This window comes from Methylosoma difficile, assembly GCF_054657615.1.
Map to the genome: position 1 here is coordinate 258,685 of NZ_BAAHYJ010000002.1, position 24,515 is coordinate 283,199.

At 47.1% G+C, this 24,515-nt stretch carries 29 protein-coding genes; 19 read left to right on the plus strand and 10 right to left on the minus strand.

All coding sequences use genetic code 11. The features are described from left to right. Window positions 1-59: 59 nt before the first annotated feature. Together pgi and ACYQ1O_RS06620 are read left to right on the plus strand one after the other, a co-directional pair. On the plus strand, window positions 60-1,715 hold the full coding sequence (pgi, locus tag ACYQ1O_RS06615; protein WP_459990871.1) for a glucose-6-phosphate isomerase: 1,656 nt from the start codon (window positions 60-62) through the stop codon (window positions 1,713-1,715). Between the two features lie 157 nt (window positions 1,716-1,872). Continuing rightward, a complete protein-coding gene (locus ACYQ1O_RS06620) occupies window positions 1,873-2,169 on the plus strand; it encodes a DUF1840 domain-containing protein (protein WP_459990872.1) in 297 nt (98 codons plus the stop codon). 84 nt (window positions 2,170-2,253) lie between these two features. On the opposite strand, the gene ACYQ1O_RS06625 is transcribed toward ACYQ1O_RS06620, so the two are convergent. Continuing rightward, window positions 2,254-2,550, minus strand: coding sequence for a hypothetical protein (locus ACYQ1O_RS06625; protein ID WP_459990873.1), 297 nt, complete (start codon window positions 2,548-2,550; stop codon window positions 2,254-2,256). Between the two features lie 72 nt (window positions 2,551-2,622). Here ACYQ1O_RS06625 and ACYQ1O_RS06630 point away from each other — a divergent pair, with 72 nt between their 5' ends. The 8 genes from ACYQ1O_RS06630 (at window position 2,623) to ACYQ1O_RS06665 (ending at window position 6,157) form a co-directional block, all read left to right on the plus strand. Then, window positions 2,623-3,057, plus strand: a complete 435-nt coding sequence (locus ACYQ1O_RS06630; protein WP_459990875.1) for a GlcG/HbpS family heme-binding protein — start codon at window positions 2,623-2,625, stop codon at window positions 3,055-3,057. Between the two features lie 91 nt (window positions 3,058-3,148). Further along, on the plus strand, window positions 3,149-3,799 hold the full coding sequence (locus ACYQ1O_RS06635) for a hypothetical protein (RefSeq protein WP_459990876.1): 651 nt from the start codon (window positions 3,149-3,151) through the stop codon (window positions 3,797-3,799). 322 nt (window positions 3,800-4,121) lie between these two features. Then, window positions 4,122-4,247, plus strand: coding sequence for a type II toxin-antitoxin system RelE family toxin (locus ACYQ1O_RS06640; protein ID WP_459990877.1), 126 nt, complete (start codon window positions 4,122-4,124; stop codon window positions 4,245-4,247). Beyond that, window positions 4,231-4,563, plus strand: coding sequence for a helix-turn-helix domain-containing protein (locus ACYQ1O_RS06645; protein WP_459990878.1), 333 nt, complete (start codon window positions 4,231-4,233; stop codon window positions 4,561-4,563). The genes ACYQ1O_RS06640 and ACYQ1O_RS06645 overlap by 17 nt, the downstream gene beginning before the upstream one ends. A gap of 272 nt (window positions 4,564-4,835) precedes the next feature. Next, window positions 4,836-5,090: an AbrB/MazE/SpoVT family DNA-binding domain-containing protein gene (locus ACYQ1O_RS06650; protein ID WP_459990879.1), complete on the plus strand. Its 255-nt coding sequence runs from the start codon at window positions 4,836-4,838 to the stop codon at window positions 5,088-5,090. Then, window positions 5,077-5,511 (plus strand): type II toxin-antitoxin system VapC family toxin, encoded by a 435-nt coding sequence (locus tag ACYQ1O_RS06655; protein ID WP_459990880.1) that lies wholly within the window; start codon window positions 5,077-5,079, stop codon window positions 5,509-5,511. The genes ACYQ1O_RS06650 and ACYQ1O_RS06655 overlap by 14 nt, the downstream gene beginning before the upstream one ends. A 69-nt stretch (window positions 5,512-5,580) precedes the next feature. Beyond that, entirely contained in the window at window positions 5,581-5,841 is a 261-nt protein-coding gene (locus ACYQ1O_RS06660; RefSeq protein ID WP_459990881.1) for a type II toxin-antitoxin system RelE family toxin, read from the plus strand. Further along, on the plus strand, window positions 5,825-6,157 hold the full coding sequence (locus ACYQ1O_RS06665) for a helix-turn-helix domain-containing protein (RefSeq protein WP_459990878.1): 333 nt from the start codon (window positions 5,825-5,827) through the stop codon (window positions 6,155-6,157). Before ACYQ1O_RS06660 ends, ACYQ1O_RS06665 begins: the two co-directional genes overlap by 17 nt. Window positions 6,158-6,236: 79 nt before the next feature. Here ACYQ1O_RS06665 and ACYQ1O_RS06670 read toward each other — a convergent pair whose 3' ends face one another. The 5 genes from ACYQ1O_RS06670 to ACYQ1O_RS06690 form a co-directional block, all read right to left on the minus strand. Further along, a complete protein-coding gene (locus ACYQ1O_RS06670; RefSeq protein ID WP_459990882.1) occupies window positions 6,237-6,974 on the minus strand; it encodes a hypothetical protein in 738 nt (245 codons plus the stop codon). Window positions 6,975-7,004: 30 nt separating this feature from the next. Beyond that, window positions 7,005-8,741 (minus strand): DUF4407 domain-containing protein, encoded by a 1,737-nt coding sequence (locus ACYQ1O_RS06675; RefSeq protein WP_459990883.1) that lies wholly within the window; start codon window positions 8,739-8,741, stop codon window positions 7,005-7,007. A gap of 175 nt (window positions 8,742-8,916) precedes the next feature. Beyond that, entirely contained in the window at window positions 8,917-9,687 is a 771-nt protein-coding gene (locus ACYQ1O_RS06680; RefSeq protein ID WP_459990884.1) for an ABC transporter permease, read from the minus strand. A gap of 9 nt (window positions 9,688-9,696) precedes the next feature. Continuing rightward, complete coding sequence (locus ACYQ1O_RS06685) at window positions 9,697-10,521, minus strand: ATP-binding cassette domain-containing protein (protein WP_459990885.1); 825 nt, start codon at window positions 10,519-10,521, stop codon at window positions 9,697-9,699. A gap of 86 nt (window positions 10,522-10,607) precedes the next feature. Next, complete coding sequence (locus ACYQ1O_RS06690) at window positions 10,608-11,258, minus strand: BON domain-containing protein (RefSeq protein WP_459990886.1); 651 nt, start codon at window positions 11,256-11,258, stop codon at window positions 10,608-10,610. Window positions 11,259-11,565: 307 nt separating this feature from the next. Between ACYQ1O_RS06690 and ACYQ1O_RS06695 the strand changes: the two genes are divergently transcribed. The 3 genes from ACYQ1O_RS06695 (at window position 11,566) to ACYQ1O_RS06705 (ending at window position 14,148) form a co-directional block, all read left to right on the plus strand. Further along, on the plus strand, window positions 11,566-11,910 hold the full coding sequence (locus tag ACYQ1O_RS06695; RefSeq protein ID WP_459990887.1) for an acid-shock protein: 345 nt from the start codon (window positions 11,566-11,568) through the stop codon (window positions 11,908-11,910). A gap of 109 nt (window positions 11,911-12,019) precedes the next feature. After that, a complete protein-coding gene (locus tag ACYQ1O_RS06700) occupies window positions 12,020-12,568 on the plus strand; it encodes a general stress protein (protein ID WP_459990888.1) in 549 nt (182 codons plus the stop codon). A gap of 197 nt (window positions 12,569-12,765) precedes the next feature. Beyond that, window positions 12,766-14,148, plus strand: a complete 1,383-nt coding sequence (locus ACYQ1O_RS06705; protein ID WP_459990889.1) for an NAD-dependent succinate-semialdehyde dehydrogenase — start codon at window positions 12,766-12,768, stop codon at window positions 14,146-14,148. Between the two features lie 123 nt (window positions 14,149-14,271). Here ACYQ1O_RS06705 and ACYQ1O_RS06710 read toward each other — a convergent pair whose 3' ends face one another. Beyond that, window positions 14,272-14,715, minus strand: coding sequence for a host attachment protein (locus tag ACYQ1O_RS06710; protein ID WP_459990890.1), 444 nt, complete (start codon window positions 14,713-14,715; stop codon window positions 14,272-14,274). Window positions 14,716-14,802: 87 nt separating this feature from the next. Beyond that, window positions 14,803-15,171, minus strand: a complete 369-nt coding sequence (locus ACYQ1O_RS06715) for a DUF4870 family protein (protein WP_459990891.1) — start codon at window positions 15,169-15,171, stop codon at window positions 14,803-14,805. 293 nt (window positions 15,172-15,464) lie between these two features. Between ACYQ1O_RS06715 and shc the strand changes: the two genes are divergently transcribed. From shc to ACYQ1O_RS06740, 5 genes are all read left to right on the plus strand, one after another. Beyond that, a complete protein-coding gene (gene shc / locus ACYQ1O_RS06720) occupies window positions 15,465-17,456 on the plus strand; it encodes a squalene--hopene cyclase (RefSeq protein WP_459990892.1) in 1,992 nt (663 codons plus the stop codon). A 52-nt stretch (window positions 17,457-17,508) separates the two neighbouring features. Then, window positions 17,509-18,489, plus strand: a complete 981-nt coding sequence (locus ACYQ1O_RS06725) for an SPX domain-containing protein (protein ID WP_459990893.1) — start codon at window positions 17,509-17,511, stop codon at window positions 18,487-18,489. Window positions 18,490-18,731: 242 nt separating this feature from the next. Beyond that, complete coding sequence (locus ACYQ1O_RS06730; RefSeq protein WP_459990894.1) at window positions 18,732-19,112, plus strand: DUF4398 domain-containing protein; 381 nt, start codon at window positions 18,732-18,734, stop codon at window positions 19,110-19,112. Between the two features lie 17 nt (window positions 19,113-19,129). Beyond that, window positions 19,130-19,930 (plus strand): OmpA family protein, encoded by an 801-nt coding sequence (locus ACYQ1O_RS06735; protein WP_459990895.1) that lies wholly within the window; start codon window positions 19,130-19,132, stop codon window positions 19,928-19,930. 333 nt (window positions 19,931-20,263) lie between these two features. Continuing rightward, the gene (locus tag ACYQ1O_RS06740; protein ID WP_459990896.1) at window positions 20,264-21,091 is read left to right on the plus strand and encodes a response regulator; all 828 of its coding nucleotides are present in this window, start codon (window positions 20,264-20,266) and stop codon (window positions 21,089-21,091) included. Between the two features lie 68 nt (window positions 21,092-21,159). On the opposite strand, the gene ACYQ1O_RS06745 is transcribed toward ACYQ1O_RS06740, so the two are convergent. Both ACYQ1O_RS06745 and ACYQ1O_RS06750 read right to left on the minus strand, forming a co-directional pair. Next, a complete protein-coding gene (locus ACYQ1O_RS06745; RefSeq protein ID WP_459990897.1) occupies window positions 21,160-21,726 on the minus strand; it encodes a histidine kinase in 567 nt (188 codons plus the stop codon). 168 nt (window positions 21,727-21,894) lie between these two features. After that, window positions 21,895-23,382, minus strand: a complete 1,488-nt coding sequence (locus tag ACYQ1O_RS06750) for a CheR family methyltransferase (RefSeq protein ID WP_459990898.1) — start codon at window positions 23,380-23,382, stop codon at window positions 21,895-21,897. A gap of 399 nt (window positions 23,383-23,781) precedes the next feature. On the opposite strand from ACYQ1O_RS06750, the gene ACYQ1O_RS06755 reads away from it, so the two are divergent. Beyond that, window positions 23,782-24,423: a YdcF family protein gene (locus ACYQ1O_RS06755; RefSeq protein ID WP_459990899.1), complete on the plus strand. Its 642-nt coding sequence runs from the start codon at window positions 23,782-23,784 to the stop codon at window positions 24,421-24,423. Window positions 24,424-24,515: the final 92 nt, after the last annotated feature.

The following is a 24,515-nucleotide window of genomic DNA, read 5'->3' on the forward strand; positions in this document are numbered from 1 at the left end:
TTTTTGTTCGGCGTGGTGTTGCCGATCTTGCTATTAAAGCCTAAAAACAGGAGTGATAAGTGACAAAAAACCTTTATTCTTCAGCGCCGCCGTTAATAAAGCTGCCCGCTTGGCAAACTTTGCAGTCGCATTTCCAGCAGATACAGCCCTTACACCTGCGCCAATTGTTTGCCGATGACGCTGCACGCGGTGAGCGCTTGGTGGTGGAAGCGGCGGGTATTTATCTGGATTATTCCAAAAACCGCATCACCGATGAAACTGTGCAATTGCTGGTCACGCTTGCCGATGAATGTGGTTTGCGCCAGCGCATCAACGCGATGTTTGATGGCGAAACCATCAACGTCACCGAACAACGTGCCGCGCTGCACACCGCCTTGCGCGCGCCTAAAGCGGATCATATCTTGTTAGATGGCGTGGATGTGGTCAGTGAAGTCCATGCGGTGTTGGATAGGATGGCGGCTTTTTCCGCGCAAGTCCGTAACGGCGAATGGCTGGGTCACACTGGCAAACGCATCCGCAACATCGTCAATATCGGCATCGGCGGTTCCGATCTTGGCCCGGTGATGGCTTACGAAGCTTTGCGGCACTACAGCCAACGCGATCTGACCTTGCGGTTTATCTCCAATGTCGATGGCACCGATTTTACCGAAGCGCTGATTGATCTTAACCCCGAAGAAACGCTGTTTATCGTTTGCTCGAAAACCTTTACCACCTTAGAAACTTTAACCAATGCCCGTGCCGCGCGGGCGTGGTGTCTGCAATCGCTAGGCGATGAAACTGCCGTCCGTCAGCATTTTGTTGCCGTATCAACCAACGCCGACGCAGTCGCTGAGTTTGGCATCAACGTAGACAATATGTTCGGTTTTTGGGATTGGGACGGCGGACGCTATTCGATGGATTCGGCCATTGGCCTATCGACCATGATCGCCGTGGGCGCAGATAATTTTCGGGCGATGCTGGCGGGTTTTCATGAAATGGACGAGCATTTCCGCACCGCGCCGTTCGAGAAAAATATTCCCGTCATCATGGGTTTGCTGGGTGTTTGGTACAACAATTTTTTCAACACCGAATCGGTGGCGGTCTTTCCTTATTGCCAATATCTGAAACGCTTTCCGGCGTACTTGCAGCAATTGACCATGGAGAGCAACGGCAAGCACATCACCTTGGACGGTGCGGAAGTCGATTACCAAACCTCGCCCATTTACTGGGGCGAACCCGGCACCAACGGGCAGCATTCTTTTTTCCAGTTATTGCACCAAGGCACGCGGCTGATTCCTTGCGATTTTATCGGTTTCTGCCAAGCCTTAAACCCGCAAGGCGATCAGCATGATTTGCTGATGGCAAACCTGTTCGCGCAAACCGAAGCCTTGGCTTTCGGCAAAACCGCTGCGGAAGTGAAAGCCGAAGGTGTCAGCGATTGGTTGATTCCGCACCGCACGTTTGAAGGCAACCGCCCCAGCAATGTCCTGCTGCTAGAGCAATTAACGCCAAAAACACTGGGTGTGCTGGTCGCGCTTTACGAACACAGCGTATTTACCCAAGGCGTGATTTGGAATATCGACTCATTCGACCAATGGGGCGTGGAATTGGGCAAAGCCTTAGCGCAAAAAACCGCCGCCGAATTGATGAGTGCAGAAGAACCGTCGCTAAATCATGACAGCTCCACAAATGCGCTAATCAAGCGGTATCGGCAGTTAAAAAACCAGCCCAGCTAACATTAGCCCGATGTCAGATTTTATCGGTACTTCAAATGGTCAAATTTTCGGGAACTGTAGAGACGTTGCATTGCAACGTCTCTACCCCAAAACCGAAAACTTGACGGCTAAATGTTAAACAACTGATTTACCTATACTTATCTGCTTAAGGAGCATTATGTTAGTCACCTTTTCAACACGCGGTTATTCCGACATCACCTTATTTGGTGATATTGCCTTAACCTTGCTAAAAATGATGGGGCACAGCGGAAACGTACCGGGAGCGATTCTAGCCGCCGACGTACCGGCGGCTTTAAATCGATTACTAACGGCGCTCGACAACATCAAACCAACGCCGCCAATAACCGATAAAGAGGATAAAGAACCGGAAGTGAGCTTATCAAAAAGAGGATTGCCGCTCATCAAGTTGCTTAACGATGCGGTAAAGGAAAATAGTAATGTGATGTGGAAGTAGAGGGCGGTTAATCGAGTTGTCTAATCATGACTATAGTTCCCACGCCGGAGCGTGGGAACTATAAATAAGGTCTTAAGCGACGAGTTAATTAATGTTCATTCCTGACGTTAAATAGTAACGCGCTTTTCTCCCGTTTGCTGCGTCGAGCACCGGAGTATTTGTCGTGAATAGCCCGAAGGGGTGCGGCATGGATGCCGCACGGCGGCAGATGGGCAGGAAGCCCATTCTGCCGTCCCCCGACAAATGCGAGGAGCGCAAGACATTAGCGGCAATCGGGCCGCCTTTTCTTTGGCTACTTGCTTTTGGCGGCGCAAAAGAAAGTAACTCGCCTTCGGGTGCGAGAACCCGATTAGAAAAACTGTCGCGGTAGCGATTCATCATTATTTATTTTCATATCGCAGAAAATGTCTGCGTAACATCAGTTAAATAACCAAAAAATTTAGGAGCAAAACCATGCACGTAACGTATGAACAAGCCGAACAAGCCATCGCCGCCGCTATTGCCGAGGCCAACAAATTAGGCACGCAGATGTGTATCGCGGTTGTCGATTCCGGTGCGGATTTAAAAGCATTTACCCGTATGAATGGGGCTTGGGTGGGCAGTATTGATATTGCCATCAAAAAAGCTAAGACCGCCTGTTTTTTCGGCATGAACACCGGGCAAATAGGCCAGTTATCGCAACCGGGTGCGCCGTTATATGGCATTGAGCATTCCAACAACGGCTTAATTACCTTTCCGGGCGGCGTGCCGATTGTTGATAAAGACGGTAATTTGATTGGCGCTGTGGGCGTTAGCGGTAGCTCGGTAGAAAACGACCATCAAGTGGCTAAAGCGGGTGTTGATGTGATTGGCGTTTCCGATCTGCCATCGCATCCATGGCGGACTTGATTTGCTGACAAAAGTGGTGGGCAAAACAGCATTGCCCACGCTACCGTACTAATCCTTTCAAAACAGTAAAATTCCTAATGGTAAAACTATAATGAATCCCACAGAATACCGACGTACTCCACTACCAAAAGGCGCAAGCACACCGCTCGGTTGGTTTGCGCTTTGTTTCATGGGGCTAATTTTTAGCCCATTTGTAGGTTTTGCAATTGCTGGGAAAGTTGCTGCCCCTGGGCTTATCTTCGGGCTGCTATTCGCAGTGTTGCCACTCTCCGGACTCACCTTTATTGCGGTATCGCGATGGTTGGTTTGGCGGCGGTTGCCACCCGACATCGCTGAAGAATGGAAGTCTGGGCGAGTTGTGCCCGCCATTGGAGCGCCCACGGTTATTGCCCCCGTGCGATTTGCTAACAAAATGGATCGGATCGAGATACTGCCTGATGGGGTGGTTGTGTCCAGATACAGCTTGCTCATGATGCAAGGCGTTTCCGAAGGAATGGGGAAACATTGGATAGCCGAGCAAACGGGGGAATTGTTTTTCCCTTGGACTGACATCACTGAATGGGGTGTTGAAACCGACAGTGATGGGCCAAACTTCTACCTGTTGATGTTACGACCAAAGGGAATGCTGAGAATCCGCCGCTTCCAACCTGACAGCGCGACCGAATGCGATATTCTCGATGCCGTAAGATATGTGGGTCGGCTGCCAGTGAGGCTGAGTTGCGATGTTGACTGTAAGCGATGAATTATCGTTCCCACGCTCTGCGTCATTGCCATTAAGTTAAGGAAAAAATAATATTAACCAAAGATTTAAACCGTTCGTGCTGAGCTTGTCGAAGCATGAATGGTTTAAGTCTTTGCTCACGAATTTTTCCGTTCATCCTTCGACAAGCTCAGGACGAACGGAAAAATCCTGCCACATCCAACCTATCTCATTGATAGGTAATGTTAATCCTTAACTTAATGGCACTGACGCTCTGCGTGGAACCCATCCTGCAACGCTCCGGCGTTGCGTAAGGCGACGCTGGAGCGTCACGGGCGGCATTCCCACGCAGAGCGTGGGAACGATGGGCAATCACGACTACAGCTACCGTTTGCGGATTGGCGATTACCGCGTGTTTTTTGAATTTAATGGCGAAGTCCACATTGTCAGCATTGAAGAGGTAAAAAAACGAGATGAACGCACTTACTAATTATCAAACCATCTTAGGCAGCGACGGCAAACCCGCCTTTGTGGTCTTGCCCTACGCCGATTTCATCAAACTACCCGGCGCGGTAGCAGCAGGTACGATCCCTAATGCCGTAGTTGGCAGGCGTATCATGGATGAAGTGAGTATGCTGCAAGCATGGCGCGAACACCTGATGCTGACGCAAACCGAAATGGCGGAACGCATGGGCATCAGCCAAGCCGGATACGCCCAAATAGAAGCCGCCAAACGCCCACGCAAAGCGACCTTACAAAAAGCTGCCGATGCGTTGGGGATTTCGTTGGAGCAGTTGGGGTATTGATAGTGTCATTATACAAACGAAGTACCCAACACACGGCGCAATGCCCGTTGGTTATTGAGCCTTACGGCTTTGATTTACTGACAAAAGTGGTGGGCAGAACCGTAGGGTGGTTTCGCCGTTAGGCAAACCGCCGTTGTTAACCAAAAATGGGTGGATTGCTTGGCAGCGAATCCACCTTACAGCCCTATGTTCAATAAGCCAGCCCTGCCAAATTGACCTACCCCCACTTTGGTATTACCATCTACATAGTAGTAATACCAAGGAGACAGCCCATGCACAAAATAACCAGCAAAAGGCAAGTAACATTGCCGCAAGCCGTTTGTCAGGCGATAAACCTACAACCTGGCGATTATGTCGAAGTTTTTGCGCGTGACGGTGTGGCGCATATCGTCAAAATGAAAACGGATAATCTGGCGAGCAAATTCAGCCATCTGCTCAAAGGCAACGATTTCCCACCAGACGAAGACATCAGCACCGCCATCAAAAAACGCGCCGCCAACAAATTCCTCAGCCATGATTGCAGTTGATACCAATGTTCTGCTGCGCTTTTTGTTCCAGCCCATCGACACCAAAAATCCAGAGTGGCAAGTGGCGCGTGCTCAAGCCATCATCAATCAAGCCGATAAGGTGTTTGTTTCTGCCATTGTCATTGCCGAAATGGAATGGGTGTTGGAAAGCGTGTTTGCCTGTACTCGCCAAGAAATCCATTCTGTGCTGCACGAACTGGCAAGCAATACTAAATTCCAATTTGAAGATTGGGCGGTGCTTAACTGTGCCTTGCTGGATTATCAGGAATTTGCCGCAGTCGACCTGTCCGATTGCCTGATTGCAAGGGCGGCGCAGAAAGCTGGCGCGACAACTTTGTTTACCTTTGAAAATGAAAAAAAGTTGGGGGCTTTGCCGATTGTGACTAGCCTTAAAAAGCCAGAGTCGGATTTGCTCTTGTAGCGATAGTTCAGTGCCCCTAGGGGGTTGTGTCTTTGTGCCTTGACAATACTTATATAAAACTTATATTTTATGACAAACACACTCGCTTGGCAGCCTAAAGCCTTAAAACAGCTTGAAAAAATTAAAGATGCGGTCAAGCGCAAACGGATTTATCGTGAAGCCCAATCCTTAGCAGATTTCCCGAATTGCCCAAACGTTAAAAAACTCGTCAATCACGACTACAGCTACCGTTTGCGGATTGGCGATTACCGCGTGTTTTTTGAATTTAATGGCGAAGTCCACATTGTCAGCATTGAAGAGGTAAAAAAACGAGATGAACGCACTTACTAATTATCAAACCATCTTAGGTAGCGACGGCAAACCCGCTTTTGTGGTCTTGCCCTACGCCGATTTCATCAAACTACCCGGTGCGGTAGCAGCAGGTACGATCCCTAATGCCGTAGTTGGCAGGCGTATCATGGATGAAGTGAGTATGCTGCAAGCATGGCGCGAACACCTGATGCTGACGCAAACCGAAATGGCAGAACGCATGGGCATCAGCCAAGCCGGATACGCCCAAATAGAAGCCGCCAAACGCCCACGCAAAGCGACCTTACAAAAAGCTGCCGATGCGCTGGGGATTTCGTTGGAGCAGTTGGGGTATTGATTAAGTGAAATACTAAAGGCTTAATTCGAAAGGCAAATATAAAAATCAGTGACTGCCAGATCAAGTTTGAGCTAAAACCCTAAGGAATAGTGATGTTTATGTCCTTGTCATCAACTGTCAACTCGGCTTCTTTCATACGCTTACTATCAACCCATACGGATATTTTATATTTTCCTGGATCCAGCTCTATACCATCAACATATGCTGGCTCGAAGGGATTGCCATTTTTTTTGTCGATGCTAATGCGGTATTTACTCGAAACATTGGCCTTTATCGTAACTTTAGCTTTTGATGGCAACACTGTTAGGATGTCGTTCGTTGAACCTGTTGTTTTGGTAGCCAACTCACGCCGTTTCAGGGCTTCTATAACCTGATCTTTTTCCGCAAGCTGTTTTTCCATATCCATCAGATTTTGGTTGAGCTTACTAAGCTCATCGCTCAGAGTAGATGGCTCAATTTTTGAATTATTTTGTTCAAATAGGATGTTGGGCTTTTTTTCGGGGAACACTAAGAGAACAACAAAAATAGTAATCGCAACGAAAATAGTAGCCGTCACTCCGACCTTGAACAATTCACCATAAGAAATTTTTTCAATTGATCCATTCATGTGGTTCATCCAAGCGATTTTTTTTTGCTTAGTATTCCCTTGGTCACTGCGGGAAGTTGCAGGCCTAGTTTGATCTTCTTGGGAATTGTTGTCCGGCATTTCGATTTTTTGGATCAATTCCCTTTCTAAGCCCTCAATTTCAACAATTTTGGCACGAAGTTGTGCTATCAAGTCGGCTTCATTTTTCAATAAAGATGTTTCGTTACGCATAAAAGTTACCTTCTGGTGGGATTTTCCACGCTATTTGCTTGAGGGTTTAGTATCGTGTTCCAGTTTTTTCGAGTTAATGAATAACGCGGCGAAACCTATACCGGAAGCTATAATTGCTCCCAAAATTGTTGCCCATGCTTGCACAGGAATATCATAACTGCCACTTGTATCCAAGACATATAAAACGATGCTTATCTGGATCACAGAAAGTGCAATACAGAAAACAGTAAGATACATAAATTTCATTGCATGAAAAGGTTTGGCAGCTTGAGGCTGAAGAGGAAGGTTGGGTTGTTCAGTCTGATGTTTTGAAAAATTGACAAAGTCTTGGAAATAAGCCTCAAAACCCTGTTTAATCTCTTCGTCATTGCTTGGATCAAGTGAGTTGTTTGCTAAAAACCGATCTATGGTTTGTGATAATTTAGTGACATAGGCTCGCACCATCTTACTTCCGGTTTCGTCCTTCAATATTTCTTCATTGGCCTTATCTTGGGTTCTGGATTTTGTATACTCAGTGCCTACGAGTCTTGTCAGTTCCTCTTTGTTTATAATAGCCCTTTTTTGGTACTCAATTTTAACGTGTACTTTTTCTTGCAATACTTCCAAATCGTACGGAGAGTTCTTGAAAAAATACTTTGCGCTAATCGGCAGCGTTTCAAACAACACAAAAACAGCCCAAATAACCCAAAATGACCAACTGACTTCAGGCTTGTCTTTTAACGCATTGAGTGCTTTAATCCGCTCCAAAAGTGAGGACTTACTGGCATCTTTCAAGTCAATACCATTCAACGCGTCGGTTTTTATAGATTTTGTACGCAAAATTTCGGCCATGTCAATACTCGGATCGCTTATGGCGGTGTTTGAATCCAAATCTATCTTCTCCTTTTCAATGCTTTTTTCTTTTTCGGTGTGTACCGTCGCTAGATAATTTAGCCTTTCTTTCCTAACATCAACCTCCCGCTGATATTCGTCTAAGGTTATTAGAAACTTTTTCTTTTCAGCGCGAGAAACAATATCTTGATTTTTAGCTATTTCACTTAGGCGCTGCTGAAAATTCGAAATCTTATCCTCCTGTTCCTTAATTTCTGAATTTAGATGCAGGGTGTAATCACCATAACCTTTTATCTTACTGCCACTCGTGCCATTAAGTTCACCTTCTCTTGCCGATATAAGTTTATTCACCTGATCTTGTGCAGCCTTTATCTGAGTATCAAGGCTTGTTTGCTCTTCACTTTTTTGCGCTTTTGATGCTTCATCGTACTGCCGTATGGTAAGGCCTTTTTTTCCTAACCAATCAGCAATTTCTTTATTGAGTTCTTGCGTTTGTTCCGCAAGATTTTGCTCAATGATAAGAACTTCAATTTCAGGTTGGAATATCTTTAATTCAAACGGGGTAGCGATAAACAGAGCCAGCAAAATTGCCATAAGCAGGCGTATAAAAAGCATCCACCATGCAATTTTGGGTTCGCCTAGGTTAGAAGATGCGTCGTTAGTGGCTTTTGAAGATACAGAGAGGATAGGGGAAATAATCAAAGTGCGATCAAACAGGAAAATTGACAAGCCCCATAGCAAGGCAAATACAAAAATAATCCCAGATTGCTCCCCAAACGCATAAGATAAGGAAACAAAAGAAGAAACAAGACCCAACAGCGCGGTAGCAAAAACATGTGCACCCAATTGTTCTTGATGGCGCCAGTCACTCTCAGGACATTTTTTTAGCAACTCTTGGCTTGTGCCAGCACACCAAAGAAAAAATTTGGAAAACATAGGCAGGAAAATGATAGTGTAAATTTAGGTTTTATTATGAGGCCAGAGTATAACTTGGTTTGATATTATTGCCATTTAATAAGATAAGTCGTCTAATCTTTGTACAAAAGTGTTTGAAACTTTTACAGCCCTGTAATGTGGGCAGGCGGTTCTGCCCACCATTTATTCAGCTGATTCACTCTGCCAAGCTTGGGTATAACCAAACCGCAATCCACAGCAAAACCACGAACGTCCCACCCAATACGCCAAAATCTACAGCGTAGCTGTAAACATTTTCGCCGCCGATAATCACCAAACCGCGTAAAGCGTCGATCAAATACGTGAGCGGATTAATTTTGGCGATGACTTGTATCCAATGTGGCATCAGGTCTAGCGGATAAATGGCGTTGCTGGCGAAGAACATGGGCATGGTCAGCAATTGGCCTATGCCCATGAAACGTTCGCGGGTTTTGACAATACAGGCGATGATGAGGGAAAAAGTGGCGAAGATGCCCGATCCCAACATCACGCTGCCGAGCATGGCTAAAATGGCGAGCGGCTCCAGCCTTAATTCGACGTGCATTAAAAATGCGACCACGTAAATGATAATGGCTTGGATAATTCCCCGAAATCCAGCAGAAAGCGCTTTGCCAAAAACCAGCGAAATTCGTAGGGCAGGGCTGACCAATAGCTTATGCACCACGCCTAAATCGCGTTCCCAAATGATGGCGATGCCGTAAAAAATGCCGCTGAATAAAATGCTTTGCGCCAGAATGCCGGGGGTTAGAAAGGCAAGATAACTGGTCTGTCCGATATGAATGCCACGCACTTGCGCTAAAACTTGCCCGAAAATTACTAGCCACAGCACGGGCTGTATGGCGCGGGCAAGCAGCTCGGTCGGGTCACGAACCAGTTTAATCAGCTCAACTTCCGCAATCGCCGTACTTTCAAGAATGAATTGTTTCATGTGTTGGACTCAACCGAAGCGTTGGGTAGAGTGACGGCTTTGGGCTACATTGCTGTAACTGTCGCCTTCGTGTTGCAAATTCCCCGCGTAATGGATGAACACATCATCCATGGTCGCATCCACACCGATGCCAAGCCGCAAATCGGCTGGCGTACCGACTACGCTAACTCGTCCGCTTTGGAGAATTGCCAAGGTGTCGCACAGTGTTTCCGCTTCTTCCATGTCGTGGGTGGTAATGAGTACCGTCATGCCGTAGTCACGCCTGAGATCACGCAATCTATCCCAAACCAAATGCCTGGCGACTGGATCAAGGCCGATGGTCGGTTCGTCTAAAAATAAGATGGCGGGGCGATGTAGCATGGCTTGAGCGAGTTCTAGCCTGCGGATCATGCCGCCGGAATAGGTTCTCACCAATTTAGTGGCGACTTCCGCAAGCCCCATGAATGCTAACGCATCTTTAATTTGTGAGCGGGTTTCGGCGCTTTTCAAACCGTACAATCGGGCTGAAAGCAGTAAATTCTCGTATCCGGTCAGCGCACCGTCCGCGGATAGCAATTGCGGTACATAACCTATGTGCCGACGGACTTTTGCTGGGGATTTAATAATATCGAAACCACCCACTTCTGCTGTGCCAGAGGTTGGCGGCAGTAAGGTGGTGAGCATTTTTATCATCGTGCTTTTGCCCGCTCCGTTGGTGCCGAGCAATCCGAAAATGGATTTATAAGGCACGGTCAATTCGATGTGGTCAACTGCAATCAAGTGACCGAACTGGCGGGTGAGTTGCGAGGTTTTAATAGCAAATAAACCGTTATTTTCGGATGTGATGACGTTCATTTGTAATGGGTCGCTGGATAAATCAAAAGCAAGGCACTGCTAAATTGAAAGAGAACCCTTCGTAGATGGATTCTCTTGAGGAGTTATTAACTGATAACCATCTTGTCTTTTACATTATGCACACCCGGTGAACACCAAGCGGAATGGGTGGCTAAATCACGTTCTGACCAGCTATGCACTTTGCCGCTTAACGTCACATTATTGCCTTGGACTTCGACCACTATTGCTTGCGCATCACGGCTGGCGCGACGCTTTAAAGCTGCTTCAATATCTGTTTTGATGACTTCAGAAGCCACCTTGGCTTTTATGGTGACGTTGTTGCTAACGCCCGTCACACCCATTAAATAGCGGACGGCATCTGCCGCTGCTTCCCTTTGGTAATCCCAATCAACTTCACCCGATATCGTTATCCAGCCATCTTCAACCATCAGCTTGACCGATTTATTCGGCAAAAAGCTTGTCCATTCCAAAACACTTTCTGCCGCCCGTGCAATGTCGGTATCGGTGCGTTTGCTTAAGCCTAGTAAGGTGACTTCCATCTCAACAGCCAACGCTTTGACGCCCGAAACCCTTAGGGTGGCGCGTTCGGCATTCCATTTTTCCGAATAAGTGTTCACACAGCCCGATAAAGTCACGATGCCATTTTTTGCCACCACACCGATTTGTGCCGCATTGATTGAAGGCTCAAAGTTAAGTTCGTCAATAACGTCAGTTTGTAATTGCGTATCTGATTTCATAGTTATCCTTGCATCTGGTTAGGGTAGGGCGTTCCAGTGTGCAAGCAACGCGTTATCTAATCGGTGCGTTAACCCACGTAGCTTAAGAAAAATTAGGCGCGGTTTGATGCGGCCTGCTTATGTGTGTTGGCAAACAGACTGTCTGATGGGGAACGAAGATTATAGCGACACAGATGCGCAATAGCCTTGTTGTTAGTATCGGGCTCATCTGTAGAACGCTTTTGATGAATCTAGCGGACACACTAACCGAGAAAGGATTTGGGGTGGACGTGATTTATCGCTTTTTAACTTCATTCAGAGAAAAATAATGAATAAGAATAAATTTTTGGGATTGGTTCTGGCGGTTTTTATGGGAGTTATGTCGGCATCGGTATGGGCAGAAGTGGTGCCTGCACCTGTCGCACCTGAGCAAGTCACTGCACCAGCCACAACACCTGTTGAACATAAAGCGGCTGCCGAACTGAATATGAAACACGCGGAATACCATAAAGGTTTGGCTAAACACCATCGCTCACTGGATGCGGTCTACCAAAGCAACGGTCAACGTATCTTAGGTGACAGACATGAAGCCATTGCTAAGCACGAAGACGCGCTGGCAAAAGAATATGAAAAAACCGCCGCCGAACATGAAAAATTAGCAAACCCTAAGTAACCCGACCTTTACTGGGTTTTTGGGTTAAGTGTCAGGACAAGCCTTAGGGTTTGTTCTGCCCCATTCTTAGGATTGCAATTTTTAATTTAAATTAATTTGGAGAAATACCATGTCCCAAAGTCATCACTCCGTTGTTGCTTTGTTTAGCAGTCATGACGATGCAGAAAGCGCCGTTAAAGAACTGGAAAAATCCGGTTTCGATATGAAAAAGTTGTCGGTCATCGGGAAAGACTACGAATCTAAAGAAAACGTCATCGGTTATTACAATACCGGTGATCGGATGGCAACTTGGGGAAAATTTGGTCTGTTTTGGGGGACTATGTGGGGCTTGCTGTTTGGCTCGGCATTTCTGCTTATACCGGGTATTGGTGCGGTGATGGTCGGCGGCCCTTTGGTCAGCTGGATATTGGGCGTACTTGAGTCGGCGGTCATTACCGGCGGGCTAACGGCTTTAGGTGGCGCTTTAGCCAGTATTGGCATTCCAAAAGACAGTGTCATCCTTTACGAAACCGCCCTTAAAGCCCATAAATTTCTATTGATCGCCCACGGAACAGTGGTTGAATTGGAACAAGCAAAAGCCGTCCTGATGCAAAACAAAGCCGAAGAAGCATATATTCATAATGAATCATTGGATAAAAAGCAGCCTGCGCTAGCTTAAACCCCTCGCTTTGCCAACATGTTCTGAAAATCAATCGGATTTTGGGCCTTCATTCCATGAGTCCGATTGATTTTTAGCAAAAGTTTTGTCGTTAAAGAAGACTGGAAAAGAACACCTTCTTTAATCACGCGAAAAATCATTACCCACCGCGCCAACCGACGCGATCATCCAGATTAGCAATTGGCAGAGGAACGCATATGGCTTACCAAAGCATCAATCCCTATAACGGCGAAACCCTAAAAAGCTTCGATGCACAAACCGACGGGCAACTAGAAACCGCGCTGGCGACCGCTGCGGCTTGTTTTGAGAAATGGCGGCAAACGACTTTTGCCCATCGGGCGGATGTAGTTGCCAAAGCGGCGGCACTGATGCGTGAGCAAAGTGAATCGTTGGCAAGGCTGGTCACTTTAGAAATGGGCAAATTGATTGCCCAGTCGCGTGGCGAAGTCGCCTTAAGCGCCGACATTCTCGATTATTACGCCCAACATGCCGAACATTTTTTGGCACCTGAACACCTCATTCCCAGCACTGGTGAAGCGATGGTGGTGAGCGAACCGCTGGGGGTATTGTTCGGCGTACAGCCGTGGAATTTCCCTTATTACCAACTCGCGCGTTTTGCCGCGCCTAATTTGATGGCAGGCAATGTGGTGATGGTGAAACACGCCTCTTGTGTGCCGCAATGTGCGCTGGCGTTTGAAAAACTCTGGTTAGATGCAGGTGCGCCCGTCGGTGCGTACACCAATCTCTTGATCTCCCACGACCAGGTCAACCATGTGATTGATGATGCCCGGATCAAAGGCGTGGCGTTAACAGGCAGCGCGGAAGCGGGCAAAAGCGTTGCCGCACGGGCGGGGCTAAATCTGAAAAAATCGACCATGGAACTCGGCGGCAGCGATGCTTTTATCGTGCTTGATGATGCCGATCTCGACAAAACCGTCGAATGGGCAGTTTGGGCGAAGATGAACAATAACGGCCAATGCTGCGTGGCGGCAAAACGCTTTATTGTTGTCGACCAATTAGCCGATCAGTTTTTGGAAAAGTTTAGCGCGGCATTAGCCTTGCTTACACCCGGCGATCCAATGGAAGCAAGCACCACATTGGGTCCATTATCGACCGAAGCGGCTTTGCAACATCTATTAGAACAAGTCGATCAAGCCGTGGCGGGCGGGGCGATTGTGTTAACAGGCGGCAAACGCATCGACCGCACTGGCGCGTTTATGCAGCCAACCATCCTCACCCATCTTAAGCCCGATAACCCCGCTTATAACGAAGAATTCTTTGGCCCGGTCGCGTTGTTTTTTCGAGTGAAAGATGAAGGCGAAGCGGTCATTCTGGCGAATGATTCCAACTACGGCTTAGGCGGCTCCATTTTTACCCAAGACATCGAATGGGGAAAATTTGTCGCCAGCCGCATTGAAACAGGCATGGTCTTTATCAATCATCCGACCTGGACAACGCCCGATTTACCGTTTGGCGGCATCAAAAATTCCGGTTACGGGCGTGAACTTTCTAATCTAGGCATTCAAGAATTCATCAACAAAAAACTGATTCGCGTTGATGCGATTGATACATCGGCATAAGGTAAAAAATAGGCTCACCCCTTGGAAAACCCAAGGGGCGCAAATAATGGATTCGCTTCAGGTGAGATAAGCCAGCGGTGGATCATTATTTCTCAATGTCAGTAAATATCTGCGTAGCATCTGTTATTCATTCGGCAAATAGTGGGGAAGATGCTGGCGAATCTCGTTAAGACTGTGCGTGGTGATATTTTTTGCCAACTCAAAGGTGACGTGTTTTTTAACTTGTTCCGACAAACACTGGCGCAATAATCCGAGGAAAGAAGGTTCGGCAATAATCAATAATTGCTGGTATTTATTTTCATTGAGAGCCTCTGAGAGTATTCCGCCGACCGTGTGCGCAAACTTATCCGCTTCATGGTATTTCGGGTCGGTCGCTTGTTCCAGCGCGTGTCCGCTGCCGTCAGAACTTTTAATTCTGCCCGGCAAGCTCGAGGTGATTTCCCGATCATGCAAATAGCCTTCCGGATGGCTAATGCTCTCAATCTCCACTAAGTCGGATGAAGGGGTTTCAGCGGTAAAAAAGCGTGCAGAGGTGTTGTTGGCAACCACGATCCAAGTTAGTTTCATAAGGGAATTCCTTTTAATTGAATGTTGAGCCTGCATTGTTTGCAGCCTCAACAGATACAGATATATCTGAAAACAGCCGCAAAAAAATCAGCCTATATTTTTTATGGGTTGTTCAGCAGTCAGCGCCATCCAACCGACAACGATTCTATAAACTTGCAGAATCAAAGTTACCAGCAAAATAAGCACACTTACTTCCAAGCTTACGGTAAAAAATAATCCGGCAAAGGCGAATCCTGCCAACGAAACCCACGCGGTTTTAATCTGCCAGTCAAAATGCGATTCAAGCCAAGTGCCTTGCGCTTCGTTGCGGTTATAAAAATTAATCGCTACGCCCAGTAGCAGGGGGAATCCCGCCAAAAAAAAGGTCAGGGCTTGGCATAGATAAACCGCTGTCGCCAGATTTTTTAATTTCTCTGATTTGTCGGTTTTTTGTTGTGTTACTACGGTTGTGTTCATAAAAATCACCTCATTGCGTTAAATAAGCAAATAACCGTTAGTAGATGTTCATGGATCTATCAGACCACACGGCTGCCAAGTTTGGGACAACCAAACTGAATTCACTTTAAGCGCGAAATAGTTTTTGGTCAGTGCGTTATCGCACAGAAGGGCGTTTCTATTTTATATATCCTGAACTCATCGCCCTGATGAACAGTTTGGGTGTATTCAAATAATCGGTAATGACCTAAATAATCGGATGATTTGCCCTAATACCCCCTTTTTTTGTACATCCAGCCATAGGCATCCACCGTATGTTTAGAGAAAACGCCTCAGATTTACAGGTAGGTTCGGCGACTTTTGGCTCGCCAATCGGCAAACAGCCAATGTTAAGTTTGGCCATTAAACGGGCCCGTACCCAGCTGCTGACATCGCAACACGAAGATGGCTATTGGGTGTTTGAACTGGAAGCCGATTGCACGATTCCTGCCGAATATATTTTGATGATGCATTTTGTTGACGAAATCGACAAAAGTTTGCAGGAAAAAATTGCCCGCTATTTACGCTCGCAACAAAGCGCTGACGGCAGTTATCCGTTATTTTTCGGCGGGGCAGGGGATTTGAGTTGCACGGTGAAAGCCTATTACGCCTTGAAGTTGGCGGGCGATGACAGCCAATCCGAGCCTTTAAAAAAAGCACGGGAATGGATACTGGCGCAGGGCGGCGCGGCGCGGGCCAATGTTTTTACACGTATTTTACTGGCGATGTACCAGCAATTGCCTTGGCGTGGCGTGCCTTTTATGCCGGTGGAAATCATGTTGCTGCCCACCTGGTTTCCCTTCCATTTGGATAAAGTCGCCTATTGGTCGCGGACCGTCATGGTGCCGTTGTTTATTCTTTGTACTTACAAAGTTAAAGCCCGCAATCCTTCCCAGATTGGCGTTGCCGAGTTGTTTGTGGTGCCGCCCGAGCAAGAAAAGCATTATTTTTCACCTGTCAAAACCGTTTTGGGCAAAGCCATTTTGGCGCTTGATCTGATCGGACGACGGCTGGAGCCACTCATTCCAAATTTCATCCGCCGCAAAGCCACCGCCAAAGCGCAAGCTTGGTTTATGGAACGCTTGAATGGTTACGATGGCTTGGGCGGCATTTTTACCGCCATGGTCAATGCTTATGAAGTGATGGATTATTTTGGTGTGCCTGCCGATAACAAAAAACGACGGATCGCCAAAGCGGCAATTAACCGCTTGCTAGTGATAAAAACAGATTCCGCTTACTGCCAGCCCTGCGTGTCACCGGTTTGGGATACGGGGTTGGCAATATTGGTGCTGCAAGAACTGGAGCGTCATGATTCTCAGCCTGATACCCAAGAGCGTTTGGAAATGGCATTGCATTGGTTGGAAAGCAACCAATTACGTGACGAACCGGGTGATTGGCGAAAGCAACGGCCTCATTTGCAGGGTGGTGGCTGGGCCTTCCAATTTGGTAACAGTTACTATCCCGATGTGGACGATACCGCCGTTGCGGCTTTGGCCTTAATACAAAGTGAAGAGCGGGCATTTATTGAAAGTATTGACCGTGCAGGCCAATGGATTGCTGGCATGCAATCCCGTAATGGTGGATACGGCGCGTTTGATGCCGACAATACCCATTATTATCTTAATGACATTCCGTTTGCCGACCACGGGGCGTTAATTGATCCACCCACGGCGGATGTCACCGCGCGTTGCCTGCTCTTACTGAGCAAACTGGTGGAGAAAAATCCCCGCTACCGTCGCGTGATTGACCGTAGCATCGGCTTTTTGCGGAAAACGCAAGAGGCGGATGGCAGTTGGTTTGGTCGCTGGGGCAGCAATTATATTTACGGTACCTGGTCAGTGTTGACTGGCTTTGCCAGTGCCGGTGTGCCCGCCGATGATCCCAGCGTCGGCAAGGCCGTCGCTTGGTTAAAATCAAAACACCGGGAAGATGGCGGTTGGGGTGAAGACAACCGCAGCTATGAAAATGCCAAACTGGCTGGCGAAGCGCATTGCAGCACAGCTTTCCATACGGCGCTGGCTGTCTTGGCTTTGCTGGCTGCGGGTGAAATGGCTTGCGCAGAAGTGCAGGCGGGTGTGAATTATTTGCTGGATACACAGCAAGCCAATGGCGATTGGCAAGACGAAAACTTTAATGCCCCCGGTTTTCCTCGCGTCTTTTACCTAAAATATCATGGTTACAACACCTATTTTCCGCTCTGGGCATTGGCGTGTTTCCAAAACGGGCAGGTTGAAGCCTTAGCCAATCGGGCTTGTGGTCATCCGTGATGATTTTTGTATCAGCACATTTTTCCCGTTTGCAGGTTTTCTGGACTACACCATGCCATCCTCTTCAGGACATAAGAATTACGCCATTATTCCTTTTCTCATTTTCGGAATCATTTTACTTTGCGCGTTTTTCTTAAAATATTTTCAGCCCATGTTGCCCGAAGTTTTGCGCAATTGGGCGGAGCATTTATCGATTGCCTTAATTGTCGCGGTTGTTATCGGCTTGACTTACGAATACACCTCACATCTGTTCCGTGAAGAAATTCTGAAAAACTTGTTGCACGATAGCCAAGAGCAAGTCTATCAAGCCTTAAAAGCCTATAACGTGCTGACACCCGTGGAAGTGTTCCGGTTATTGAAGGAAATTGCCAGCCAAATTGACCAGACACCGACCTTGCTCTATCCGGCACGCCCCAATAGCGGCGAATGTACTTTTACCGAAAGCGTGGCTTTTTTCGACACGCTGGTAAAAATGCTGCCGAAAGAAATCATCAAAATTCTCAGTACGTGGATAGAACCCAAAAGCCACAAAAACCTGAAATACCTTGCCAGCGATTTTATCGGCAAATACCAGTTGACTGAACTTGCCGATGAGCTGCTCCGCCAAGCCGAACCGATTTTGCATACCGGCAATTTGAGTGACAGCGACAGAGGCTGGGTGCTGAATTACATTTGGGCTTATTCCCGCTGCGAAAAACCCATGTATAAAATGCTCGGCGATGTGATGCGGACAACGTCCGACCATGAAATTGAAAAATGGCTGCTGTTCCTGCCCGTGCAACTGCCATCCATCGAGCTTGCCGCGATGATTAATGTTTATTTGGAACGTGACGTGCCCATAGCCGATGACAATTTGCTATTGGTGATCCAAGCCGTGGCGGCTTTGCATCGTGCGCAAGCGGCGGATGGCGTGGCTTTGTTAAAGAAATTTCCGAATCGTTTTGGCCCGCATCATCAAGAAGATGTGGAGCGCATCTGGCGTAACTATGCGTTAGTGCCTGAAGAGCTGAAAGGGATATTTTTGTCGGCCTAAGGCTTGGCTAAGCTGATAAAAATAGCTTGGCGCCCTGCGTATTGTTAACCCCACAAAACGGTTTATGTACGCTACCGTACTGTTTTAGGTAGGAAAACAGCGTTTAATCATGACGAATGGTTATTGAAATCAACTTTTTGCATAGGCCTTTTAAAGGCGAGTTGATGAGCAACCTATCAGCATTGAAATCATCAGAGCAGCTAATGGTTTCAATCGACATTTAATCTAACGGATAAACCATCATGAAAGAATTGACACCCCAAAAAGCAAATTTTTTGATCCTGAGTGCCGCTATTGCCTTGCTGGTTAATGCTTGCTCAAGCCTTCCGCCACCTGTTGAACAGATGGCGGTTTCTAAAGCGGTATTAGAAAGCGCATCCAGGGCGGGCAGCAACGAAGTTGCACCGGCCTTGCTGAAATCGGCAATGGACAAAATGGATGCCGCCGACCGTGCCATGCTTCAAGAAGACTATTTGAATGCCCGGCAATGGGCCGAGCAAGCACAAGTTGATGCCCAACTTGCTGCGGCTACCGCGCGTTCCACCAAAGCCCAAAAAGCAGCCAGTGCCTTGCAGGAAGGCAATAACATATTACGTCAAGAAATTGACCGTAGCGCGCAATAACCCACATCGAGCCTATCATGAAAAAAAATATGTATTTACCTGTTCGCTTAATGGCGATCACGCTGTTGTCCGGCTGTAGCACGGTGCCGCAAAATGCCGCTTTGGATGCCGCCGATGACCATTACAACACGGCTCTCAGCAACAGCGAAGTCTCCACTTTGGCAGTATTGGAACTGCAAGATGCCAGTGCCACCTTAGCCAAGGCAGATGCCGCTTTGGCTAACGAGGAAGAAGGCGCTGTCAATCAGTTGGCTTATATTGGCGACCAACAAGTCAGCATTGCCGAACAAGTCGCCAAACGCAAAACTGCAGAGCGGGTGGTGGCGAACGCCAGTGCCAACCGCAATGAAGTCCGGCTTAATGCCAGAACCGCTGAGGTAGAGCGTGGTCGTGATGTGATTGCCGACCAGCAACGCCAATTGGATGCCTTGAATGCCAAGAAAACCGACCGTGGCATGGTGATTACCTTAAGCGATATTTTGTTCAATGTTGACAAGGCGCAACTAAAATCTGGCGGTATCCGTAACGTCCAAAAACTGGCGGATTTTCTCTCGCAATATTCAGAATACAAAGTCTCTGTTGAAGGCCACACCGACAGCACCGGAAGTGACGCGCATAACCAAGACCTTTCCGAACGCCGAGCCTATTCCGTGCAGTCGGCACTGGTCAGTGATGGCATTAACCGCGGGCGTATTGCCACACAAGGTTATGGCGAAAGTTCGCCGATCGCCAGTAATGACGATGCGGGTAGCCGTCAATTGAACCGTCGCGTGGAAATTATCCTTTCCGATGCCAACGGAAATGTCGCGCCACGTTAGCGATTAGCCAACCTGCCATATAAAGATAAAAATGGTGTAACCATTCGTTATGACGCCACTATTTTTCTAGCAAATGACTGAGGGCTGCGTCGGCATCGAGACTTTAGGAGGGCGCGAAGCCCTTTATTGTGTTGTTGTTCCGGTAGCCGCACTCAGTAGCTTTGTCATGCCAAGCAAAATTGGAAATAGTTTACAAGCATTTTTTCTTGCTTTAACGCCACTTAATTTAAATCTCAACTAAACTAGACTTAATGAGTTTACGAAATACATTGAATGATGCGTTGAGTTTTCTCAAACAGACGTCGTTCAATCTAGTAAAACTGGACAACACCCATGATAAGCAAACAAGAAATCCTTAATGCCAGCATATTAATCGTAGACGATCAGTCGTCCCATGTGATTTTGCTTGAACAAATGCTCGAAAGTGCGGGTTATTTCCATGTTGCCTCGACCACAGATCCTTATCAAGTCTGCAGTTTGTACGAACAAAATGACTATGACTTAATCGTGCTGGACACACAAATGCCTTGCATGGATGGTTTTCAGATCATGGAAAAGCTTCAAACACTTGGTACTGGGTTTCATATTCCTGTGTTGTTTATTACCAGCGAACCTAGCGAAAAACTTAAAGCCTTGACACTGGGTGGAAAAGATTTTATCACCAAGCCTTTTGATCTCCTTGATGTGCAGACCCGCATACACAACATGCTGGAAATACAACTGTTATACAAAAGGCTGCAAAACACCAACCAGATGCTGGAGCAGAAAGTCATCGAGCGCACTGCCGAATTGCGGGTCAGCGAAGCCCGTTTCCGCCGCTTGACTGAGCTGTCGTCCGATTGGTATTGGGAGCAGAACAGTGATGGCGAATTCGTTAAAACCTACGGGCCGGTCTTTGAAATGCTGGGTATCCGTTTGGACGGCTGCTCTGTTAGCACAGAAGATGAAGGCGTGTATTGGGATGAGGAGGAGCGGGCCATCCTGGAGGCTAATCTGGTTGCCCAAAAACCTTTTCTGGATTTTGTCTACAGTCGCACTAAAAATGATGGAACACGCCAATATTTGATGGTCAGTGGCGAGCCTATCTTCGAGCCGAAGGTCGGCTTTGTTGGCTATCGTGGTATTGGCAAAGATGTAACGGAAGCGTTGTTTCCCCAGTAAAAAAGTAGTTTTTCGAACGCTGCGGCTCCAAATGTCTTTAGAGCCGTTCCCCAAAACCTTATTTAATTTCAGTTTCCACCTGGCGGGGTTGGGCTAATAGCCGTGATGATGACCCGCAGCGTCGGTAAAGCCTCTAAACGGCTATTCCGAAGGCAATCAAGGTGGGCATAAAATGCTGAGCCGTCTTGGTAAAGCAAATGCATGTCGACCGCCTTTTTTTCATCTTGGGTAGTGGTCATCATGTGCATAAACAAACGATGCCAACGATCCTTGTCTTGATCTGCAACAAAATGCGAAAAACGGCGCTGCAATAATTTAGTGCGGTCAATACCCAGCATTGTGGCACCTGTCAGATTAATCTCACTCACCATACTGTCACGCGTGATGGTCATGTAGCCCACTGGGGCAAATTCATATAAGTCGAGATAGTGGTCCCGCGCCTCTTCAAGAGTTGCCTGCGCGCTTTGCAGTTCTTCGTTTTGCATTTCCAGCTCGATCTTATGGACGAGCAGTTCATGTAGCAAAATGGCGGCAGGTAATGCCGTCATTTCATCGGGCGAGAGGCTAACCACCATTTTTTCGGCGTCTGACCTTAAGGTTTGACGCGAGCCAGCGCCATCACGTTTGTTGTTCATCGCTTATTCCTTTTCTTCATCAGAGGAGGTCTCGCCAGTGTTTTCCATCGTTAATAAAATCAACGACGATCCGTTGGTATTGCTGACAATGCGCCGAGCATTGATGTGTGTTGTGTAATCCTATTATCGGAAAATCATGTTCGACCCTTTATCGCCAAGCATTTAAATCTATGTTGCAACCAGTGGCCCAATGGTGTTGCAAGTGGCAATGGCATGGGTGGCCCGATAAAACTTCCATTTACGGTTCAGTGTGGTAAACAAATCAGTATGATTGCCAATGCTTTCCGATGGCGACAAGAATAACACCCCGTTAGGATTGAGGGCGTTATGGAAAGCCGGGATCAGCCGGTTTTGTAGTTGCATTTCCAGATAAATCATTAAATTGCGGCAACTCAGCAAATCCAATCTGGAGAATGGCGGGTCTTTAATGACATTTTGGATGGTAAACACCACCATTTCTCGAATTTCCTTTCTGACCCGGTAACCCTTGTCATCCTTGATAAAGAAGCCGCGCAGACGCTCTTGGCTTACATCCTGGATAATATGGGGGGGATAAAAACCCGCACGCGCGATAGCGATGACTTCTTCTGACAAGTCGGTGCTGTAAATTTGCACTTTGAATGCCTGTTGCGACTTGTCCATCAGTTCCCGCAGCAAGATGGCAATGGAATACGCTTCTTCACCGGTGGCGCAGCCCGCCACCCAGACCCGAAATACGCTGCCATCAGGTTTGCTTTGGCAAAGTTTGGGGAGAATCTCGTTTTCTAGCAGGGCAAAGGCTTCGGGGTCGCGGAAAAATCGGGTGACGTTTATCAAGAGTTCTTTGAATAAAGCACGGACTTCTTCAGCATTTTCTTTCAGATAACGTACATAAACATCCACATTTTCAATCAAATGCTGAGCCATATGCCGTTCAATACGCCGACCTATCGTGCTTTTTTTGTACAGGGAGAAATCGTGTCCGGTACTGGTCCGCAACTGTATGAGGATGCGGTTTATTCCCGCCGTTGCTTTCAGGGGATCTGTACAACTGTGGCGAACATCGCTTAGCAAAACCGCCGGCATTTTATCAACCGATAAAATATGGCTGGCGTATCCCGCTTGTATGGCGCTTGAAGGCATTTCGTCATATTTTGCAGTACTTGGCGCTTGTACCAATGTGATACCGCCGCCGCCCAGAATAGCGCGCAAGCCTTGTGTGCCGTCTGTACCTGTGCCGGATAAAATAATGCCGACAGCATTTTCTTGTTGGTCTTCCGCTAATGAACGCAAAAAGGCATCAATTGGCAACTGGTGTCCGTGTGGGTCATCCGGTTTGCGCAATTGCAGCTTGCCATGAAATATTGACATCTCACGGTTGGGCGGAATGATATACACACAGTTGGGCGCTACGGCAATTTGGTCTTGTGCTTCAAATACCGTCATCGCCGTGTTCCGTTGCAACATTTCGGTCAGCGGACTAGGCGGGCTAGGATCAAGATGGTGAGCCAACACAAATGCCATGCCGCTATCGGATGGGCTATGGCGGAAAAGTGCTTCCAAAGCTTCTAAGCCACCGATAGATGCGCCTATACCAACAATACGCAAAGCAAGCACTGGTGTTTGCATATTGTTGTTAGGTTCTACTGGCTGGGTGCTTGGCTCTTTCACTTGCATAAAACCTCATCAACGATTAAACCGAGCTTTGTTAGGCAGCTGCGAATAACAACATTCTACCTGAGTGGCATTTTAGTAAATATCCTCTATCTTCCGCTGTCCTCACGTAATAGCGACCCACGGCATCATCAATGGCTGTTTTTTTGCCCGTGCTTTTTTATACACTTTGACCACGCTTTAAGTGTAACTGAATAAAAACAAACATCCGTGCGCTATCCCACCTTTATGTGGATAGTTGGTTGTGGATGAACTGATTTTTGATGGGTTTGGCGATTTTTGGGGTTGAGGTGACAAAAAGCTTTAAAGTGATGTAAAGGTGTCACTGTATAACATAATATTCAAAGTGTGCGTTGTAAAAAGGGGTGTTCATCAGTTTTACGTTGCGTGGTTAAAATTCAATTGAATCTATTTTTAAAATCGTTTGGGGGCTATCGTCTGAAAATGGGTTTTTTCTGGAAAAAAATAGCGTTGCCGATTGGAATACTATCCACCATATGCGTGTGCTTATTAGGTTGGAAAATATTCTCTTATTCATCAGTTTCTAGTCCGGCATCGGCAGATGTTGCTGTTGTATTGGGTGCGGCGGTTTGGAACGGAAAACCTTCGCCCGTATTTCAAGAACGGATTAATCATGGCATTACCCTCTATCGGTCAGGTCGGGTCAAATACTTGATTTTTACGGGCGGTATTGGCAACGGAGATGATAAGGCAGAATCTGACGTGGCCCGTTTATATGCCAGTCAACAAGGTGTTCCCATGGCAAAAATATTGACGGAACATATTTCCCGCATAACATACGGAAATTTATTCGAGGCGGATCGCATTATGAAAGCTGCCAATCTTCAAAATGCGCTGATTGTCAGTGATCCGTTGCATATGAAAAGGGCCATGAAAATTGCCGAAGATATGGGCATTCAGGCTTATCCTTCACCTACGCCAACGACACGGTATCAAGGCTGGCGCACCAAAGCCAGTTCCTTACTATACGAGGTGTTTTTTTATATCGTGCATATTGGTGGCAAAGCGGTTGGGTTTTGGTAGTAAAACTAAACCTTTTAGCCGCAAAAACGAACGGGCATTGCGACGTATGTTCATTGCTTAGAGCAAGCTGTGTTGTACTGCCCCAATTCACT